The organism is Alienimonas chondri (assembly GCF_013036045.1).
GTDB classification, from domain to species: Bacteria; Planctomycetota; Planctomycetia; order Planctomycetales; family Planctomycetaceae; genus Alienimonas; species Alienimonas chondri.
The window spans coordinates 1-18,010 of record NZ_WTPX01000019.1 but is presented as its reverse complement, the minus strand read 5'-3'; the positions used below and the strand labels follow the sequence as shown (position 1 = coordinate 18,010).

Sequence of the window (18,010 nt, the reverse complement as noted above, 5' to 3'; positions counted from 1 at the left end):
GCCACCCTTGGTTCGCCGCTCCCCGTGATGGATCCACGGTCGTTCGAAGCGGACGAACGCACGGAGGAGGACCCGCTCGACCTGATGGACGAGATTGACCGCTTGAAGAAGGAGAAGGACGCCACAATCCTCGCCCACTACTACGTGGACGGCGAGATCCAGGACGTCGCCGACTTCTGCGGGGACAGCCTCCAACTGGCCCGCGACGCGACCAAAGTGACGACAGGGACGATCGTGTTCTGCGGCGTCCACTTCATGGCGGAGAGCGCCAAGATCTTGAACCCGGAGAAGCGCGTGCTGCTCCCGGATCTGCTGGCCGGCTGTTCCCTCGCGGAGAGCTGCACCTACCCGGCGCTGAAGGCGCGGCAGGAGGAGCTGAAAGCCGAGGGCCGCGACGTCGTCACCGTCGCGTACATCAACACCAGCGCCGCGGTAAAGAGCCTGTGCGACTGGATCGTCACCAGCGGCAATGCCCGCGAGGTGATCGAGGATCGGGTTCCCAAGGACAAGGAGATTCTCTTCGTCCCGGACCAGCACCTCGGGCGTTACCTCGTCGAGGTGACGGGTCGGGAGATGATCCTCTGGCCCGGCTCGTGCATGGTGCATGAGATCTTCAGCCTGACCGACATGCGGCGGGCCAAGAAGAACAACCCCGGCAGCGAGGTGATCGCCCACCCGGAGTGTCCGCAGAACATCCTCGCCGAGAGCGACTTCATCGGCGGCACGGAGCGGCTCAAGCAGTACGTGATGGGCATCGAGGAGCCGCGGACGTTCCTCGTCGCCACCGAGGCCGCGATGATTCACCCGCTGGAGAAGGCGGCCCCGCGGCATACGTTCATCCCGGTCCCCGGCATCATGACGGACAGCGGAGAGACCTGCGCCTGCAACCGCTGCCCGCACATGGCTCGCAACACGCTGCAAAAAACCCGCGACTGCCTCCGCGACGGTAAGCCGGAGATCGAGTGGAAGGACTACTTCGATCCGGCGAAGGAAGTGCTGACCCGCAGCCTGCTGCAATAGCCGGTCAGGCGGCCTGACGGAGCGGTTCCGTCGTCAGCCCGACGTATTCGATGAGCGGGTGGAACGGCACCGTCGCCCTCTCCACGACCCGACCGCGGACGGACAATCCGGCCAGCAGCGCCGGCAGGATCAGCAGATCGGCGAGCACCGCCGCGGCCATCAACGCCGCGGTGAGCCAACCGAATCGCGCGGTCGGGGGGAACGGCGACGCCGTCAGCGCCAGCATCCCGACGCCGGCGATCACCGCCGCCTGCACGACGGCCGGTCCCGCCGCGGTCGCCGCCGCGGCGGCGCAGTCCGCTCCGCGATTTTCGCCTTCGGCGCCGCGGACCTCGGCGCGATGCCGCACCAGCAGATGGAACGTCCCGTCGACCGCCAGTCCGAGCGCCACGGAGGCCGTCATCATCATGCCCACGTCCACCGAACGTCCGGCCCAGCCGAGCAGGCCGAAGATCGTGACTAGCGGCACCAGATTCGCGATCCCTGCGGTCAGCCAGACCCGCCAGTCGCCGGTGGCGAACAGCACCGCCAACGCGATCAGCAACGTCGCGGCGAGCAAGCTGTCGCGGAACCCCACATAGATTGCCACCTCCGCCGCTTCCAGCAGCGGAGCGAGACCGGTCACGGAAATCTCGTCGGCTCTGGCATGGGCGAGGCAGACCGCTCGCAGATCCTCTACCACCGCGGCCCGTCTGCCGGGCGGGCAGATCGCCCGGACGCTCAATCGCCAGGCGCCGCCGTCGGCGGTGACGAACGCCGCCGCTTCCGGCAACGTGCGGGCCTGCGACATCCGCCGCGCCCCGCCCATCCCCTCGACTTCGCCGAGAAACAGCGCCGCGCTGGCGACGTGTCGCACCGAATCACGTTCGCCCAACGCCTCCGCGATCGTGCGAACGCGGCCCAGCGTTTCGCCGAAGGGAGTTCCCGGCGTCGGCCGCAGCACGATCTCCAGCGACTCCGCAGGGGTGATGCGCTCGCCGACGAAGCGGTGATCGCGCGAGACCTGCCCCGAACCCGGCAGCAGATCGGCGGCGTCCACCTTCGCGGAGAGCCGCGGGAGTCCGATCGCACAGGCGGCGACCGCCGCGGCACTGAGCGCCAACACGGCCCGTCGGCGTCCCACGACCCACCCGGCCCAGTCGATACGCGGCGCGGCATGAGGCGTCACAGGCTTCAGCCCGCCGCATAGCAGGACCGCGGCGGGGGTGAGGACCAATCCGCCGAACGCGGCCAAGACCGCGCCCAACGCTCCAGCCGGACCGAACCAGGCGACCGGCCGCACTTCGCTCAAGCCGAGGCTCAGCAGCCCGGCGGCGGTGGTCGCGGTGGCCCAAGCGGTCGGCTTCGCCGCGGCCCGCACGGCCACGATGATTCTTGCGACCCCGTCGCCGGCCGCATCGGCGTGGTAGTGGAGGAAGTGCACGCTCGCGGTGAGTGCAAACACCAGCACGAGCGCCGGCAGCGCCGCGAGAATCAGGTTCATCTCGCCCCCCGCCAGCCGCACCCCGGCCAACGCTCCCAACACCGACCAACCGACCGTCCCGCCCAGCGCCAGGGCCAAACCCCAACGGCCGCACACCAGCCGCAGGACGACCAAGCCGAGAGCGAACATGCCCGCCAGATAGGGCGTCACCGCCTCCGGGCGGCTGAGTCGGTCCAGTTCCCCCACGACGACCGGCCCGCCCGCGACCTTCGCTTCGGAGGTCAGCCGAGCGGCGGCGACGGCGTTCCGCACGGCTCGTACGGCGCCCGCTCGGTCGGCTGCGCCCTCGGCGGACAGCGCCGCGGCGACGGTCGACCATCGGCCGTCTTGGCTCCGCAGCAGACCGGTCAGCCGGGGTTCGATCTGATCCTCCGGCACGTTCATCTCCCGCATCACCGCCGCAATCGACGCGGGTGTGCAGGCGTGTTGGACGAACGGGGACGCTTCCAACCTCTGCCGCAGGGCGGCGACAGTCCGCGGGGAGGTGTCCGCGGGGACGGCGACGAGAATCGCCTCCTCGGTGCCGAACGTGCGACGGAAGGCGTCGTACGCGGTGCGGTTCGATCCGTCGGCGGGCAGCCACGCCTCCGGATCGTTGTTCACCGGCAGTCCGGCGGCCAGCACGCCGAAGAGGGGCACGCTGATCCCCGCCGCGATGAGCAGGACGAGGGCGCAGCGGCGGGCGGCGTGATCCGTCACGGCCTCGACTTCGGCGCTCCGCGGTCCCCTTCGCGAGACCATCGGTTTCCCCCCTTAAGGTCGCCCGGCTCGGGGTACCCGAAGGAGAGCGAGATGAACTAGGACGCGATCGTCCTTCTCTTCCGCCCGGCGATCGCATGTCCGAACAGCAGATGCAGTTTCGCGTGGGCCTGATGGCGATCGTCGCCTTCTGCCTCGCGGCCGTGATGGCGGTGAAGTTCGGCGATCTCGCCTCGCTGCTGAAGGAACGCTACCCATTGGCGGTGCATTTCGATCACGCTCCGGGCGTGTTCACGGGCACGCCGGTCTCCAAGAACGGGATCATTATCGGCGAAGTCGCCGCCGTTCGGTTCGATCAGGAACGCGGCGGCGTGCTGGTCGCGGTGTCGATCGAACCGCAGTATCGCCTCCGCAGCGACGCCGTCCCGCACCTCTCGCGAGGTCTGCTCGGCGACAGCTCCATCGAGTTCGTGCCCGGGACGGAAAGCAGCTTTCATCAACCCGGCGCCCGATTGGAGGGCGTCTCCCCCGTCGATCCGATGAAGCTGGTGACGGATCTGGGCGGACGCCTGGACCGCACCCTCGTCGGCTTCGACAACGCCGCGACGCAGTGGGCTCAGGTCGGCGACAACGTCAACGGCGTGCTCGGCGACAACCGCGGCGAATTGAACGCCGCGATCGCCAACGCCTCCGTCGCGTTGGAGGAGACCGCCAAGTCGATGCAGGCGCTGCGGCAGACCGCGGACAGCGCCGCGAAGCTGGTCGGCGATCCGAACATCCAGCGTGATCTGAGCCGCACGATGGCCGCGCTGCCGTCGTTGGTGGAAGAAACCCGCGACACGATCACCGCGACCCGCTCCGCAGTCGTCCGGGCGGACGCCACGTTGGCGAACGTCGAAGGGTTCACCCGACCCCTCGCCACGAAGGGCACGAGCGTCGCCACCCGGATGGACGCCACGCTGGCGAACTTCGAGCAGGTCTCCGCGGACCTCGCCGACCTCACGACTCTGCTGAAAAAGAAGGACGGCAGCCTGGGGCAATTGGCCGCCGACCCGTCGCTGTATCGCAACCTCGATGCGAGCGCGGAGAACCTCAACTTGCTGCTGACGAACCTCGGCCCCGTGATGCGCGATTTGCGGGTGTTCAGCGACAAGATCGCTCGAAACCCGGAATTGATCGGCGTCCGCGGCGCCATCGTGGGGAGCGACGGGCAAAAAGCGGGGCAGTAGCGGCTCGCGAGCCGAGGGCGTCTAACATCGCCCATGCCCCGCCCCACCCGCGACGAGATTCTCTCCGGCCCGATCGTCCCCGTGCTGGCCCGGCTGACGGGGCCGATGCTGGTGGGCATCGTCGCGGTGCTGGCGTTCAGTTTGGTCGACGCCTATTTCATCGGTCAGTTGGGCGAGGAGGAACTGGCCGCGGTCGCGTTTACCTTTCCACTGACGTTTCTGGTCAGCGGCGTGGCGATGGGGCTGTCCGTCGGCGCCAGTACGGCCGTCGCGCGAGCGGTGGGACGGGACGACGACACCGCCTGCCGGTTGGGCACGCACAGCCTCGGGCTGGCGTTGATCGCGGTCGCGGCGATCGTCGCCGTGGGGTTCGTCATCCTCGATCCGGCGTTCACGGCGATGGGGGCCGATGACGACCTGAAGGCGCTCGCGGAGCCGTACATGCGGGTCTGGCTGGGCGGCATCCTGCTACTGGTGGTGCCGATGGTCGGCAACGGCGCGCTGCGGGGCGTGGGGGACACCGTCAGCCCGACGGTCGTCATGCTGGTCGCCGGGGCGATCAACGCCGTCCTCGATCCCTGCCTGATCTTCGGCCTCGGTCCGTTCCCCCGTCTCGAACTGCCGGGCGCGGCGTGGGCGACGGTCATCAGTTGGTCGGTCACCCTGTTCGCATCGCTATATCTCCTCGGCAGGCGGGGGCTGGTCAGTTGGACCGCGGCGACCGGCGGCGGGTGGCGCGACAGTTGGACGGAGGTGCTGGTGATCGGTCTCCCGGCGGTGGGGACGAACCTGCTGATCCCGGTCAGCAGCGCGATTCTCACCCGCTTCGCCGCGGGGTTCGGAACCGCGTCGGTGGCGGCGTTCGGCGTGGGAGGACGGGTGCAGTCGCTGGCGCTGGTCGGCGTGATGGCGTTGGGCGGGGTGAACTCGATCTTCGTCGGGCAGAACTGGGGAGCCGGCCAATGCGACCGCGTTCGACGGGCGGCGACGCTCGTGCTGAGGTTCGCGCTGCTGTACGGCCTGACGATGTGGGCGCTGCTGTTCCTCATTCGCCGCCCCATGGCCGCGCTGTTCGTGAAGGACGGCCCCGAAGCCGCCGACACGGTGGCCGCCGCGACGCTGTTCTTCGCGATCGTCCCCGCCGGCTACGCCGGGTTCGCCGCGACGGCGCTGGTCAGCGGGGTCTACAACGCCTTGAAGCAGCCGTCCCGGAGCGTACTGGTGATCTCCGTGCGGCTGTTCGCGCTCTGCGTGCCGCTGGCGTGGCTGGGAATCCATTGGGGCGGCTTCGTCGGATTCCTGTGGGGGATCGCGGCGGGCAATCTTCTCGCGGGGCTGTTCGCGACCTGGGTCATGCGAGACGCGTTCGCCAGAACCGGCTCGACGGCGGCGAGCGCCGCGGAGAGCGAACCGAACCCGCCGGCCGCGGGCGACCCCGCCGCGGCCTGTCTGTAGAGTGTCGGCAGCACGCCCGACGACGCCCCGCGATGACCGAACCCCGCTTTCACGTCGTCCTGCATCAGCCGGAGATCCCCCCGAACACGGGGAACATCGGCCGGACCTGCTTGGCCGTGGGGGCGAAGCTGTGGCTGATTCGACCGCTCGGCTTTCGGCTCGACGAGAAGCATCTCAAGCGGGCCGGGATGGACTACTGGCCGCTGCTCGATTGGGAGGCGGTGGACGATTGGGCGACGTATCGCGAGCGGCAACCGGGCGGCACGATCTGGACGTTCACCAAACACGCGTCCCGTCCGATGTGGGAGGCGGAGTTCGCCCCCGGCGACACGCTGTTGTTCGGCAGCGAATCGAGCGGACTGCCGGAGCCGTTGATGACCCGGGATCCCGACCGCAACCTCACCCTACCGATGCGCCCGGAGGTTCGCAGCCTGAACCTCGCCAGCACGGCGACCGCCGCGCTTTACGAGGCGGTGCGACAGACCGGCGGGCTGCCGACGTGAGCCGCCGCAGTATCATCCCCCCATGCCCGACTCGCCCTCTCCCGCGCCCGCCGACCGCCGTGATCACGCGGTGACGCAGGCGGTCGATCCCGACGCCCCCGCCCCCGGTCCGCCGAAGCCGGGCGGGATCCCGGGAAAGTACATCGTGATCGGGGTCGCGATCGGCTCGCTGCTGATTACCGCCGGCTTCACCGCGGTGAAGTTCATGCGGGGCGATCCGAACGTGCTGAATCGTTCGGCGCTCGGCTACTCCGACGGCCTCGGCGCCTTGGAGCGGATCGCGATGTTCCGCGAGGGAATCGCCAAAGAGACCGCCGCCGGAAACGACGAAGAAGCGGTCGCCCTCCAGAAGCGAGAGCAGGCGGAGTGGAAGATCGCGGAACAGTCCTTCGCCGAGAGCATCTCCACCGGGATCGTCCGCACCGCCGCCGTGGGTTGGCTGGCGGAGGTCAAGCGCCGCAACGGCGAGCTCAGCGAGGCCGAACGCCTGTTCGATCAGGCCCTCGGCGATCGCCCCCCGCCGCAATCGATCAACGCCGAAGCATTGATGGACGAATCCGCGGAACCCGACCCGGCCGATTACGGCGGGCGGGCGCTGGTGCGGTTCAAACAGGGGAACCGACGGCAGGCGGCCGTCGACGCACAGCGGGCGCTGAAACTGTTCGACGCCGGCGTCGAGACGCGGGCCCGCGACGTCTGGACTGTGTTCGCCCCGGATCGGGCGGAACTGGAACGCATCGCCGCCGCGGGTTCGCAGCCATGACGCCGGGCGAGAACCGATCCGGACGCCTGTTCGCCGCGCGGCGGGTGCGGGGCTATCTGGTGCTCGGTCCCGTCCCGCCGCTGGGGCGCTGGTGGCGGGGGGCGTTGCGGCTGATCCTCGCTCTGATGCTGCCGTTCTGGATCTACACGCCGCTGTTGGCGTGCTGGTTGTTCGCTCTGGACGCGATCTCCGACGAGACGACGACGATGTCGCTGATCTTCGCCGCGGGGTGCGTGTCCGTCGCCGCAGGCGTTTATCCGCTGGCCACATGGCCCTGCCAATGGCCGTTCCGGTTGGCCGGATCGTTCGTGTGGGCCACGCTGATGGGGCTCATCGCGTGGCCGTGGACGATGCTCGTGGCGAGCTATCTCGATTACTGACCGCGCCCAAGGTCCGCGACCGATCCGGCTGACCGTCCCCGCCGCCGCGCACGGCGTGCGGGTAGACACGTTTCTGCACAAGCACTTCCGCAATCATTCCCCGGCGCGGCTGTCCCGCACGGCGACGACCGGCGGCGTCACGCTGGACGACGGCGCCCCGGTCGGCCCGCGGCGGCGGGTGACGGAGGGAGACACGTTTCTCGTCCGCCTGTGCGATCCGCCGGACTGGGCCGAGGAAGCCGAGGACGACCCGTTGGACGTGCTCTACGAAGACCCGTGGCTGCTCGCCGTGCATAAACCGGCCGGCGTGATTTGCCACCCGACCGGCGCGACCACCAGCGGAACGCTGCTGAACCGTATCCAGGCGCATCTCGATCGACAGGCGCCGCGGGGGTTGCTCAGTCCCGGGATCGTGCACCGTCTGGACGGGGCGACCAGCGGCGTGCTGCTGACCTGCAAAACGGGCGACGCCCACGCCGGCGTCTGCTGGCAGTTCGAAGATCGTCAGACGCGAAAGGCCTATCTCGCATTGGTCGAAGGCGACGTTCGCCCCGACGCCGGCTGCTGCTCTGCGCCGATCGGCCGGCGGCTGGACTCCGCGTTGATGACCTGCGGGCCGAACGCCCGCAGGGCCAAACGGTCCCGCACGGACTGGCAGGTGTTGCTGCGGATGGGCGATGCGACGCTGCTGCGATGCGATCTACATACCGGGCGGAACCATCAGATTCGCGTGCACCTCGCGTCGCTGGGGCACCCGGTCGTCGGCGATGCCTTCTACGCCGCCGACGGCGGATTGAAGTGGCCGCCGGGGGAATGTCCGAACCCGGCCCGCCGACATGCGCTGCACGCGGCGTCGCTCTCATTTCGCCACCCGATCACCGGCGCCCCGTTGACGGTGCGGTGTCCGCCGAGCGATTTCGACGTCCTCCTTGCCGCGTACCGCTCGACGACCGCCGCCGGGCCGACCTCCGTGACCTAGGATGGAGTTCTGAACCGACGGACCGGTTTCTTCGTTCGCGACTCGTTGCTCGCGAATCGCTCGTCCTCTCCAAAGGCTCCCGATGCCCACCGACCCGTTCGGCCGCCCGACCCGGCGACCGCCCGACGAGATCGACCTGACCCGCTTCGTGAAGCCGACGCTGATCGGCCTCGCGGCGCTGTTCCTGCTGCTTGCAGCGGTGCAATGCGTCTACACCGTCGAACCGAACGAGCGGGCCGTCGTGTTGCGGTTCGGGGAATTCTCCAAGATCGCCTCGTCCGGACTGCATTTCCGCGTCCCGTTCGCGGATCGGGTCGAGATCGTTTCCGTCGAAGAACACGAACTGAACCTGCCGGAGGGCGTTCGACTGAACGGCATGGCCGGCGTCGCCTCCTCCGACGATCTGATGCTCACCGGCGAGTTGTACGCCGCCGACGTGCAGTGGACGCTGCAATGGAAGGTGAACGAGGCGGAGGCCGATAAGTACCTGTTCGCCTTCGACCGGGCCGGCTCGCCGGACGAGTTCGGCCGGATCATCGCGACCGTGTCGCAGACGGTGATGAACCGCCTGGTCGGCGATTACAGCATCGACGAAGTGCTCACCAGCGAGCGTGGAGAAATCGAAGCCGCCGCGGAGATCGGCACGCAGGCGATTCTGGACGGCTACGAGTGCGGCGTGACCATCACCGATCTTCAGCTGCAAACCGTCACCCCGCCCGCGGAGGTGAAGTCGGCATTCGATGACGTGGTCGCCTCGATCCAGGATCAGGGTAAGTTCGAGAGTGAAGCGAACCGGGAGCGGGCTCGAAAGCTGAACGAATCGAAGGCGGAGGCGGACAAGCTGGTCCGCGAGGCGGAAGGCTACGCCGACCGCGAAAAGGCCGAAGTCGACGGCGAGATCGTCGCCCTTCGCGCCCGCTACGAAGCCTATCGGGCCGCCCCGGACGTGACCCGGCAGCGGCTGTACCTCGAAGCGATGCAGGAGGTGCTCTCCGGCGTCTCCTCGAAAACGATTCTCGACAGCGATCTCGAATCGCTGCTTCCGTTGTTGAACCTCCAGAACGGGGCGAACTGATGAACCGTCGACGCTCCTCCCTTGCCGCCACGGCGCTCGCCGGCGCCGCCGCGCTCGTCGTGGTCCTGCTCGTGCTGCTCTACTCCTCCGCCTACACGGTCGACGAGCGTGAGTACGCCGTGGTCGTGCAGTTCGGCGAACCGGTCGCCAGCCGGACCGAGCCGGGCCTCTATTGGAAGTACCCGTTTATCGAGGACGTCCGCCGGCTCCCACGGACCTTTCAGTTCTACCGCACCGGCGAGAGCGACAAGCTGAAGGATCTGCCGACCGCGGACGCGCGAAAGATCGAAGTCAGCGCCTATGCCGTGTGGCGCATCACCGATCCGATGGAGTTCCTCAAAGTGCTTCGCACCGTTGAGAACGCGGAGAATCGGGTGATCCGCACGCGGGTCCGCAGCGAGATTCGCAACGTCGTCACCGGCGTGGACCTCGCGGAAGCGGTTCGCAGCACGAACCGCGAACTGACCTACAGCTTCGGCAGTCAGGGCGCCGCGAAGGAAGAGCAAACCGTCGAGGGCGAGCCGGCCGCGCTGGGCGAAGTGACTTCGATCGAGATCGGCCGCGAGAAGCTGACCGAACGCATCCGCCAAGGGATTACCGCCCGCCTGACCGGAGAAGAGGGCGAACCCACGCTGAATCGCGGCGTCGAATTGGTGGACGTGGGGATCAGCAGCATCGAATTCGTCCCGGACGTGCGTCGGGCGAGCTTCGACCGCTTCCGCACCGAACTGGAAAGCTACGCCACCGCGAACCGCACCTCCGGCGAGCGTCTCAAACAGGAGATCCTCAACGCGACCGAAGCCGAAGTGCAGAAGATCGAGGGCGACGGCGAACGCCAGAGCAAAGAGATCCGCGGCACGGTCGACGCCCGCAACATCAAGGAGTTCGCGGCCGCCATTACGGAGACCGGCGACTTCTATAGCTTCCAAAAGAAATTGGAGCTGTATCGCACGGCTCTCTCCGGCGACACGCGGCTGATCCTCACCACCGACAGCGACCTGCTGGGCATGCTGAAGCGACTTGAAGCCGCCGATGCAGCCCCGGACCCTGAGAGCGATTCGACGATCGCCGAAACTGCCGAGGCGGAGTGACGCCTTCGTTTACGCCGCCAGTTCCCGCAGCTTCTCCCCCGCCTCGCCCCGCACGAACGGGCCGACGGCGGGGTCGTCGCTGACGAACAGATCCTCGACGCGGCCGTCGAACAGCACCTGCGACTCGTGCGGCGCCAGATTCGGCGCCGGTCGCAGCATCACCACGCGGTCCGCCACCCGGCGGACCGTGTGCATGTCGTGGGTGACGACGATCGAGGTGACCGGCGGACGATCAGGCCTCGGATCATCGTCCCGGGAGGCGGCGACGCGGAGGATCAGTTCGTTGATGACGTCGCTCATCACCGGGTCGAGACCGGTGGTCGGCTCGTCGTAAAGCATCACGTCCGGGTCGAGAGCCAACGCCCGCGCGAGACCGACTCGTTTCCGTTGTCCGCCGGAGAGGCCGGCCGGTTTGCGGTGCATGACGTGCTCCGGCAATCCCACCTCCCGGATGCGGGCGGCGACCAGCGCCGCCAACGCCGGCCCGTCCGCAGCGTGGAGCTGGCGGGGGCCGAAGGCGACGTTCTCGAAGACCGTCATGCTGTCGAACAGCGCCGCCCCCTGGAACAGATAGCCGAACTTCATCCGTCGCCGACGGAACTCCGCGGCGGACAGGTCGTCGACCCGCTCGCCGTCCCACAGCACCTCGCCGGAGGTCGGCGGCAGCAGCGCCGCGGCGAGCTTCATCGAGACGCTCTTGCCGCACCCGCTCTCGCCGATCAGGCAGAGCGTCTCCCCCACGGCAACCGACAGGTTCAAGCCGTGCACGATCGTATTCGTGCCGAACCGCTTGTAGGCGGAGCGAAGTTCGAGTTTTGGGGCCGTCATGGCGGGAACGCCCTCACATCAACGTCATGGGCGCCGGCCACAGAATCCAATACAGCCGGCCGAGCACCACCCCCAGCAGGAAGTCGAGGCAGAGGATCGCCATGAACGAGAGCACGAAGCTCTCGGTCGCCGCGGCGCCCACGCCCTCGGCGCCGGCGCCGCTGTGGAAGCCGCGATGGCAGGCGATCACGCCGATCGACGCTCCGAAGGCAAGGCTCTTCACCAGCCCGCTGGCGAAGTCGTACGCGGTGATGAAGTTCAGCGTGTGGTGCCAATAATGAAAGTCCGGGATGCCCAGCAGCTTCACGCTGAACAGCCACCCGCCGAACATCCCGCAGGCGTCGGCCAGTACGGTCAGCAGCGGGATCAGCAGCACGCAGGCGGCGACGCGGGGCACGACGAGATGCCCGATCGGGTCGGCGCCGAGCGCCTTCACGGCGTCGATCTGTTCGGTGACTCGCATCGTGCCCAGTTCCGCGGCGGTCCGGCTGCCCACCCGACCGGCAAGCATCACCGCGGCCAACACCGGCCCCAATTCCTTGACCAGCGAGACGTTCACCACCGCGCCCAGCCGATTCTGCAGGTGCATCATCGCCAGTTGGTCGTAGCTCTGCACGGCCAGCACCATGCCGATGAACCCGCCGGTGATCAGCACCACGGGGATGCTCCGCACGCCGATCTCGTACAGGCAGGGCAGCAGAACCCGCTTTGACGGACGAGCGCGCAGCAGGGAGAACGCCACCGCGAACGCGAAAGTCGTCAGTCCGCCGACGTCCCGGGTGACGTTCAGTAACGCAGCGCCGAGCCAGCGAACCGGTTCCGTCAGCCCGGAGGCCGCCCCCGCGAACGGGGCGTTCGGGACGGCGGAGGGCGAGCCGGTGGACACGACGGCGACATAGCAGAACTGGGGGGCGACTCGAACCCGGAACTTGAGCCGGAATCGCGAATCCGCGGACGCTCCCGCGGCCCGGGAGCGACTGTTACGGTGCATCGCCCCGCCCCCGTAGGGACCGATGATGCCTCTCGCCGCTTGTCTCGCCGCCGCACTGCTGACTCCGCTCGGTCAGAGTCCCGATGATCCCGCGGACGTGCCGCCGCTTTCCGACGCCGATCGGGCGGCGATCGCCGCGGTCGAAGCGCTCGGCGGACAGGTCGTGCCGCTCTCCCAGACCGACGCCCGACTGGACGTCTCCTATCACCTCGGCGACGTGAAGCTGGAAGCGAAGCATCTGGATGCCCTCGTCCCCCTCGCGAATCGCCTGCGGGAGTTGAACCTGCGGGGCACCGCGTTCGACGACAAGCTCAGCCGCAAACTCACTTTGTTGCCGACCCTGCGGCGTCTGCACCTGGAGCGCACGAAGATCACCGACGACGCGCTCGTCGCCGTGGGTACGCTCGAGAAGCTGGAGTACCTGAACCTCTACGGCACCGCCGTGACGGACGCCGGCCTGCCGAACCTGCGGGCGCTGCCCGATCTGCGTTCGCTGTACCTCTGGGACACTCAGGTCACGACGGACGGCGTGCTCGCCCTGCGGGAGGCGTTGCCGGAAACGGAATTCGTCGGCGTCGAATTGCCTCCCGAACCGAAGGGCGCCGTGGTCGCGCCGAAACCCGAGCCGGCGGAGCCGACCGAGCCCCCGCAACCCCCCGAGGAAGAGACCGAATGAAACGTCCCGCGCTCGCCCTGCTCCTCGCCTTCGTCGTCGGTCCGATCGCGGACGCGGCGGAGCGACCGAACGTCGTGCTGATCATCACGGACGATCAGGGCTACGGGGATCTCTCCTGCCACGGCAACACGGTCCTCAAAACGCCGCATATGGATCGCCTCCACGGCGAATCCGTGCGGCTGACGGACTACCACGTCGACCCGACCTGCTCCCCGACGCGGGCCGCGATCTACGCCGGCCGCTACAGCACCCGCACCGGCGTCTGGCACACGATCCAGGGCCGTTCGCTGATGAACCCCGCGGAGGTGACGATCGCCGAACGGCTGCGGGAGGCCGGCTACCGCACCGGGATGATCGGCAAGTGGCACCTCGGCGACAACGCCCCCCTGCGGCCCCGCGATCAGGGGTTCGACGACGTCTTCATCCACGGCGGCGGCGGCGTCGGACAGGCGCCGGATTACTGGGGGAACGACTACTTCGGCGACACCTACTTCCGCTTCGTCCGCAACGCGGCGAACCCGGAGGGAACCGAAGAGAAGGTGCAGGTCGACGGCTACTGCACCGACGAATGGTTCGCCGCGGCGGACCGATTTGTGACAGACAACAACCCCGCGGAGACCGGCAGACCGTTCTTCCTGACGCTCGCCACCAACGCCCCGCACGGTCCCTATCTCGTCGCGCCGGAGTGGTCCGAGCCGTATCGCGAAGCGGGCGTGAAGGGACCGCGGGCCGACTTCTACGGCATGATCGCCTGCATCGACGCCCGTCTGGGCGAGTTCCGCGAGCGACTCTCGGAATTAGGGCTCGCCGAGAACACGATCCTGATCTTCACCACCGACAACGGCACCGCCGCCGGTCACCGGGACGGCGGGTTCAACGCCGGCATGCGAGGCAACAAGGGCAGCGAATACGACGGCGGCCACCGGGTTCCGTTCTTCCTGCACTGGCCCGCCGGCGGGTTCGACGAGGGCCGGGACGTCGATCGGCTCACCGCTCATATTGATGTGCTGCCCACCCTCACGAGTCTCTGCGGCTCCCCCGCCGCGGACGGCCCGCCGCTGGACGGCGCCGACCTGACGCCCCTGCTTAAGGACGGCGAGGCGGAGTGGCCGGCTCGCACGCTGGCGGTTCATTCGCAGCGAATCGAAGTGCCGGAGAAGTGGCGCAAGGCCGCTGTGATGACGGAACGTTGGCGGCTCGTCGGTGGGAACGAGTTGTACGACATCGTCGCCGACCCCGGTCAGAAGCGGAACGTCGCCGAGGAACACGCCGAGGTCGCGGAGCGGCTCAGTGCGGCGTACGACGACTGGTGGGAGAGCCTGCGCCCGTCGTTCGACGAACCGATGTCGGATGATCTCGTTCGCATTGAACTGGGCGAAGCGGCGACCGAGCTCTGCGCTCACGATTGGCACGAGCCGGAGAATCGGCCGGTGCCGTGGAGTCAATCGGCGATCCGAAACGATCCGCAGTCCCTCGGCTGGTGGGCCGTGAATGTCGCCGACCCGGGCGTTTATCGGTTCACGCTACGGTCGCGACCAGCCGCGGCGGACGCGACCCCGACCGGCGCCATGTACGCCGCGGTCACGCTCGCCGATCCGAATGGCGTCCTCCTCACGGAACCTCGTCGGGTGAAAATTGGCGAAACCTGGGTCGAACTCAACGCGGCGCTGGCGCCGCGGGAGGAACCGATCAGTGCCCAGTCCATCGACTCGCAGATCGATCCCAATGCAGCGGCGGCGGTTCTGACGGTCGAGATCCCGCAACCCGGCGGCAAGAAGCTGCACGCGAACTTCCAGTCAAAGGACGGCTCGGTTCGCGGAGCGTATTACGTCACGGTCGAACGCCTGGGCGATCTACCCACGCGATAGGCCGGCGGCGGACACCGAGTCGAATGAAGGCCTATTGCGCGACCGATCGCGTGCCGTCCGGGCTGCCGGAGATCGGAACGCCGGCCGGCAACGGCCGGGCGGCGACGCGCAGGCCCGCCGTCCGGGCCGCTTCCCGCAGCGTGCGAAACGCCCCGAAGGCTTCGGGGGCGACCCAGAACGTCGCCGTCGCCCCCGGGCCGGCGGTCGCCAACAGGAAGCGGAAGTCGGAACCTTCCTTCAACGCCGTGGCGACCGGGACCGAGGGGTCGTCGCCGGAGTCCGCCAGCGTCCAACCGGCCAAGCGAAAGCGGATGATCTGCGTGCCGCCGGTCCGAACCCGACTGACCACGTCCCGGCCTTCCTGCTCGATCCGATAGTTCATCAGGTAGCCGGACATCGGTCCGACCGTGCCGTCGTACCCGCCGGCTTCGACGATCGCCATGCGGCGCCCCTGCACGTCCCGCTCAAGACGCTCGGTGAGCGCATCGATCGGGACCGGACGGACGAGGCCGCCCTTGGGATCGTTCGGGTCGCCGGTGAGGCGGAAGTGCAGTTCGTCGCCGCTGACCCTCCGTCCGACCGGCAACGCGGAATGCTCCAGGCGTTCCAACGGCTTGTCTTTCGCGGCGGCCGCCTTGGCGGCCCACAGATCGCGGTCCAGTCGTGCGGCGGCGGCGGCCCGCGCAGCAAGTTCCGCTTTCGCTCGTTCGGCTTCCTCCGCGGTGCGCGTGCGACGGAGTCGCTCGATCGCCGCGGCGACCCCGCTTCGCTCCGCATCCGCCGCCTCGCGAGCGATCTCGGCCGCGGCCTTTGCTTCGTCCAGCCGGCGGCGTAACGCGGCGAGGGTGGATTCTTTGGACGCCACCTCCCGCTCCAAGCCCGCGGGAATGGCGGGGGCGGGCGTCGGGAGATAGACGACGTTGGGTTTCGGCGCGATCAACGGCGCCCGCACCGGCTGGACGGGTTCCGGGGCCGGCGGCGGCGTGACCGCGACCGCCGGCGTTTCGATCGGTTCCGCATCGGGTGCGGCAGGCACGACGGCCGCCTGCAGAGCGGTCATCACCACCAGCACCACGAGGATGCCGACCAGATTCGCCAGCACGTCGAGGAAGCTGTCGCTCCCCCCGTCCTCCTGTTCATGGCGGCGACGACTCATCGCGAGCCTCCTTCCAGTTTCACGGTCGCACTGACCTTTTCCGCCGCATCTCGGATTCGCTGCACCTGTCCGCGGCCGTCGGATCGAACGCTCAAGCGGAGTTCCGGACTCCAGCGGAACCCCGCGGGCGGCTCGCCGCGGTCCGCCAGAACGCGGTCGAGTTCTCCCCGCAACATGGAGGCGAGTTGATCGTCGTTCTCCGGCAGCGGCGCCCAGCGGCCGCCGATCCACAGATGCGACGCCGCGACCGTCGCGGACGTCCGCACCAGGAATCGAATGCGATTGTCAGTGCCGCTCGCTCCCCCGCCGCGACCGCCCCCGGGCCCACGACTTTCGCCCGCGGCCCGAGCGCCGGACGCGCTGCCCCTCGGGGCGCTGCCGTCCGAGACGCGACCGCTATCGGCCCGACTATCCGAGGTGCCGTCGCGAGAAGAACTGTCGCGTGGTTGGCTGCGGCCGGCTTCGCCGTCTGGGGCGACGTTTCCGCTGCGCGACCGTCCGCTCGGACCCGCTCCACCGGCTCCACCGGCGCTAGCGTCGGTTGCGAGATTTTCCCCGCCATTCCTTGCCACACCGGCCGGCGGAGAGAACGGGTCGTCGGACGCAGGCCAACCGCCGGGCGGCACTTCGGTCGAGCCGGCTCGATCCGAGGTCGGCGGGTTCGAGCCGCCCCCGCCCGGTCGGCCCGCGGGGCGGGGCATCGGCTGAGGGCGTGCCGGAGGCCCGGGGATAGGGCCGGCCACCGAGAGGCGATCCGCGGGGGAGCCGCCGGGGAAGTTCTTCGAGAGATCGCCACGGCCAGCACGACCGCTGCTCGCGCCGGAGGCTTCGAGTCCGGGGCCGAACGGGGCGAAGTTCCCATTGCCGCTCCCCGGCGTTCCGTTGGCGGCGATGCCCTGTCTGTCAGCTCCAGGGACGCCGCGCCCCCCACCGGTCGCGACGTCCGCCTCGCCGTCTACGAACGGACCGGGTCCGTCGTGAATGCCGGACCCCTGCGAGGAACCGGGTCCGCCTTTGGCCCCCGGGAAACGTGTCTGCGAACCGTTGACGAAGCCGCCGACGGCGACGGGGACCGCGGGGACGCGTCGCATCGCGTCGCGGACCGCAGCGGCGACCGCCGTGGAGGCGTCGGGGGACGCGTCGCCCCAGGCGATCTCGGCCTCTTCGTCCAGCAACTCATAGCCGAAGGGCACGTTCGCGGCGGAGAGCGCCGTGGCGACGCGATAGAACGCCGGCAGCCCGTCCGGGCGCACGATCAACAGGACGTAGCTTTCGCCGGTCGCCGCCGAGGCCGCTTTGACTCCCGCGACGATCGGGGCGAGGTCGTTCGGGGCGGGGCCGGCGACCTCCGTGGGGATCGTGATGCCGTACGGGTGCAGCGTCGCCCCGGCGGCAATGCACTCGACCAGGATCGGCCGGTCCGCCGTCACGCCGTCGGCGGTGCGGATCACGGGCAGCAACGACCGGGGCGAATCGTCGTTCGCCGCCGCTTCGATCTCCGACTGAAAACCCGCGACATCCCCCGCCGCTCGGGCCGCGGCCGCTTCCTCCTCGACGCGAGAACGCTCCAAGGCCCGGAATCGCGCTTGGGCGGCGGCGAGGGCCGCGGTCGCCTCCGCGGCGGCCATGCGCGTCGCTTCGGCTCGGGATGCGGCGGCGGTGCGCTCGGCCTCCGCGGCTCGAACCGCGGCGGTTAATTGGTCGGCAGAAGAACGGGCCGAGGCGAGTCGGACGCGCAGCGGTTCCGCCGGGTCCGGTCCCTCGTAGGGCAGCCGCACGATCCGCGGGGGACCGGGCGGCGCGGGGGGCAAAAC

Annotated in this window: 15 protein-coding genes and 1 pseudogene; 11 read left to right on the top strand and 5 right to left on the bottom strand. The window is 69.0% G+C overall.

Going from position 1 to position 18,010, the window contains the following annotated elements; translation table 11 throughout:
* The first annotated feature begins 27 nt into the window (after positions 1 to 27).
* Positions 28 to 1,020 (top strand): quinolinate synthase NadA, encoded by a 993-nt coding sequence (nadA, locus tag LzC2_RS04720; RefSeq protein WP_171184342.1) that lies wholly within the window; start codon positions 28 to 30, stop codon positions 1,018 to 1,020.
* Between the two features lie 4 nt (positions 1,021 to 1,024).
* Here the strand turns inward: nadA and LzC2_RS04715 are convergent, their stop codons facing one another.
* Complete coding sequence (locus LzC2_RS04715) at positions 1,025 to 3,202, bottom strand: MMPL family transporter (RefSeq protein ID WP_171184294.1); 2,178 nt, start codon at positions 3,200 to 3,202, stop codon at positions 1,025 to 1,027.
* A 152-nt stretch (positions 3,203 to 3,354) separates the two neighbouring features.
* Between LzC2_RS04715 and LzC2_RS04710 the strand changes: the two genes are divergently transcribed.
* The 8 genes from LzC2_RS04710 to hflC all read left to right on the top strand — a co-directional run bounded on the left by LzC2_RS04710 (position 3,355) and on the right by hflC (position 10,677).
* A complete protein-coding gene (locus LzC2_RS04710; protein WP_206678556.1) occupies positions 3,355 to 4,431 on the top strand; it encodes an MlaD family protein in 1,077 nt (358 codons plus the stop codon).
* Between the two features lie 33 nt (positions 4,432 to 4,464).
* Positions 4,465 to 5,886: an MATE family efflux transporter gene (locus LzC2_RS04705; protein ID WP_171184290.1), complete on the top strand. Its 1,422-nt coding sequence runs from the start codon at positions 4,465 to 4,467 to the stop codon at positions 5,884 to 5,886.
* A 32-nt stretch (positions 5,887 to 5,918) separates the two neighbouring features.
* Positions 5,919 to 6,389 (top strand): tRNA (cytidine(34)-2'-O)-methyltransferase, encoded by a 471-nt coding sequence (locus LzC2_RS04700; RefSeq protein WP_171184288.1) that lies wholly within the window; start codon positions 5,919 to 5,921, stop codon positions 6,387 to 6,389.
* Between the two features lie 22 nt (positions 6,390 to 6,411).
* A complete protein-coding gene (locus LzC2_RS04695) occupies positions 6,412 to 7,152 on the top strand; it encodes a hypothetical protein (RefSeq protein WP_171184286.1) in 741 nt (246 codons plus the stop codon).
* Positions 7,149 to 7,532: a hypothetical protein gene (locus tag LzC2_RS04690; protein WP_171184284.1), complete on the top strand. Its 384-nt coding sequence runs from the start codon at positions 7,149 to 7,151 to the stop codon at positions 7,530 to 7,532. Before LzC2_RS04695 ends, LzC2_RS04690 begins: the two co-directional genes overlap by 4 nt.
* A 55-nt stretch (positions 7,533 to 7,587) precedes the next feature.
* On the top strand, positions 7,588 to 8,511 hold the full coding sequence (locus tag LzC2_RS04685) for an RluA family pseudouridine synthase (RefSeq protein WP_171184283.1): 924 nt from the start codon (positions 7,588 to 7,590) through the stop codon (positions 8,509 to 8,511).
* A gap of 82 nt (positions 8,512 to 8,593) precedes the next feature.
* The gene (gene hflK, locus LzC2_RS04680; protein ID WP_171184281.1) at positions 8,594 to 9,586 is read left to right on the top strand and encodes an FtsH protease activity modulator HflK; all 993 of its coding nucleotides are present in this window, start codon (positions 8,594 to 8,596) and stop codon (positions 9,584 to 9,586) included.
* A complete protein-coding gene (gene hflC, locus LzC2_RS04675) occupies positions 9,586 to 10,677 on the top strand; it encodes a protease modulator HflC (protein WP_171184279.1) in 1,092 nt (363 codons plus the stop codon). Before hflK ends, hflC begins: the two co-directional genes overlap by 1 nt.
* 9 nt (positions 10,678 to 10,686) lie before the next feature.
* Here the strand turns inward: hflC and LzC2_RS04670 are convergent, their stop codons facing one another.
* Both LzC2_RS04670 and LzC2_RS04665 read right to left on the bottom strand, forming a co-directional pair.
* Positions 10,687 to 11,505, bottom strand: coding sequence for an ABC transporter ATP-binding protein (locus tag LzC2_RS04670; protein ID WP_171184277.1), 819 nt, complete (start codon positions 11,503 to 11,505; stop codon positions 10,687 to 10,689).
* A 13-nt stretch (positions 11,506 to 11,518) separates the two neighbouring features.
* Positions 11,519 to 12,496 carry an MlaE family ABC transporter permease gene (locus LzC2_RS04665; protein ID WP_171184275.1) on the bottom strand — a complete coding sequence of 326 codons (978 nt, stop codon included), beginning with the start codon at positions 12,494 to 12,496 and terminating at the stop codon, positions 11,519 to 11,521.
* Positions 12,497 to 12,521: 25 nt separating this feature from the next.
* Between LzC2_RS04665 and LzC2_RS04660 the strand changes: the two genes are divergently transcribed.
* Positions 12,522 to 13,172: a leucine-rich repeat domain-containing protein gene (locus LzC2_RS04660; protein ID WP_171184273.1), complete on the top strand. Its 651-nt coding sequence runs from the start codon at positions 12,522 to 12,524 to the stop codon at positions 13,170 to 13,172.
* Positions 13,169 to 15,040, top strand: a complete 1,872-nt coding sequence (locus LzC2_RS04655; protein WP_171184271.1) for an arylsulfatase — start codon at positions 13,169 to 13,171, stop codon at positions 15,038 to 15,040. The genes LzC2_RS04660 and LzC2_RS04655 overlap by 4 nt, the downstream gene beginning before the upstream one ends.
* Before the next feature lie 31 nt (positions 15,041 to 15,071).
* Here LzC2_RS04655 and LzC2_RS04650 read toward each other — a convergent pair whose 3' ends face one another.
* Complete coding sequence (locus LzC2_RS04650) at positions 15,072 to 16,196, bottom strand: hypothetical protein (RefSeq protein ID WP_171184269.1); 1,125 nt, start codon at positions 16,194 to 16,196, stop codon at positions 15,072 to 15,074.
* Positions 16,193 to 18,010 (bottom strand): annotated as a pseudogene (locus LzC2_RS04645) (hypothetical protein); the annotation flags it as partial. The pseudogene LzC2_RS04645 and the gene LzC2_RS04650, both read right to left, overlap by 4 nt.

What these genes read in the sequence shown, in the direction of transcription:
- LzC2_RS04710 (WP_206678556.1), top strand. Translation starts at nt 3,355, where the DNA reads ATGCAGTTTCGCGTGGGCCTGATGGCGATCGTCGCCTTCTGCCTCGCG.
- LzC2_RS04700 (WP_171184288.1), top strand. Translation starts at nt 5,919, where the DNA reads ATGACCGAACCCCGCTTTCACGTCGTCCTGCATCAGCCGGAGATCCCC.
- hflK (WP_171184281.1), top strand. Translation starts at nt 8,594, where the DNA reads ATGCCCACCGACCCGTTCGGCCGCCCGACCCGGCGACCGCCCGACGAG.
- LzC2_RS04655 (WP_171184271.1), top strand. Translation starts at nt 13,169, where the DNA reads ATGAAACGTCCCGCGCTCGCCCTGCTCCTCGCCTTCGTCGTCGGTCCG.
- LzC2_RS04660 (WP_171184273.1), top strand. Translation starts at nt 12,522, where the DNA reads ATGCCTCTCGCCGCTTGTCTCGCCGCCGCACTGCTGACTCCGCTCGGT.
- nadA (WP_171184342.1), top strand. Translation starts at nt 28, where the DNA reads ATGGATCCACGGTCGTTCGAAGCGGACGAACGCACGGAGGAGGACCCG.
- LzC2_RS04650 (WP_171184269.1), bottom strand. Translation starts at nt 16,196, where the DNA reads ATGAGTCGTCGCCGCCATGAACAGGAGGACGGGGGGAGCGACAGCTTC.
- LzC2_RS04695 (WP_171184286.1), top strand. Translation starts at nt 6,412, where the DNA reads ATGCCCGACTCGCCCTCTCCCGCGCCCGCCGACCGCCGTGATCACGCG.
- hflC (WP_171184279.1), top strand. Translation starts at nt 9,586, where the DNA reads ATGAACCGTCGACGCTCCTCCCTTGCCGCCACGGCGCTCGCCGGCGCC.
- LzC2_RS04690 (WP_171184284.1), top strand. Translation starts at nt 7,149, where the DNA reads ATGACGCCGGGCGAGAACCGATCCGGACGCCTGTTCGCCGCGCGGCGG.
- LzC2_RS04705 (WP_171184290.1), top strand. Translation starts at nt 4,465, where the DNA reads ATGCCCCGCCCCACCCGCGACGAGATTCTCTCCGGCCCGATCGTCCCC.
- LzC2_RS04670 (WP_171184277.1), bottom strand. Translation starts at nt 11,505, where the DNA reads ATGACGGCCCCAAAACTCGAACTTCGCTCCGCCTACAAGCGGTTCGGC.
- LzC2_RS04665 (WP_171184275.1), bottom strand. Translation starts at nt 12,496, where the DNA reads ATGCACCGTAACAGTCGCTCCCGGGCCGCGGGAGCGTCCGCGGATTCG.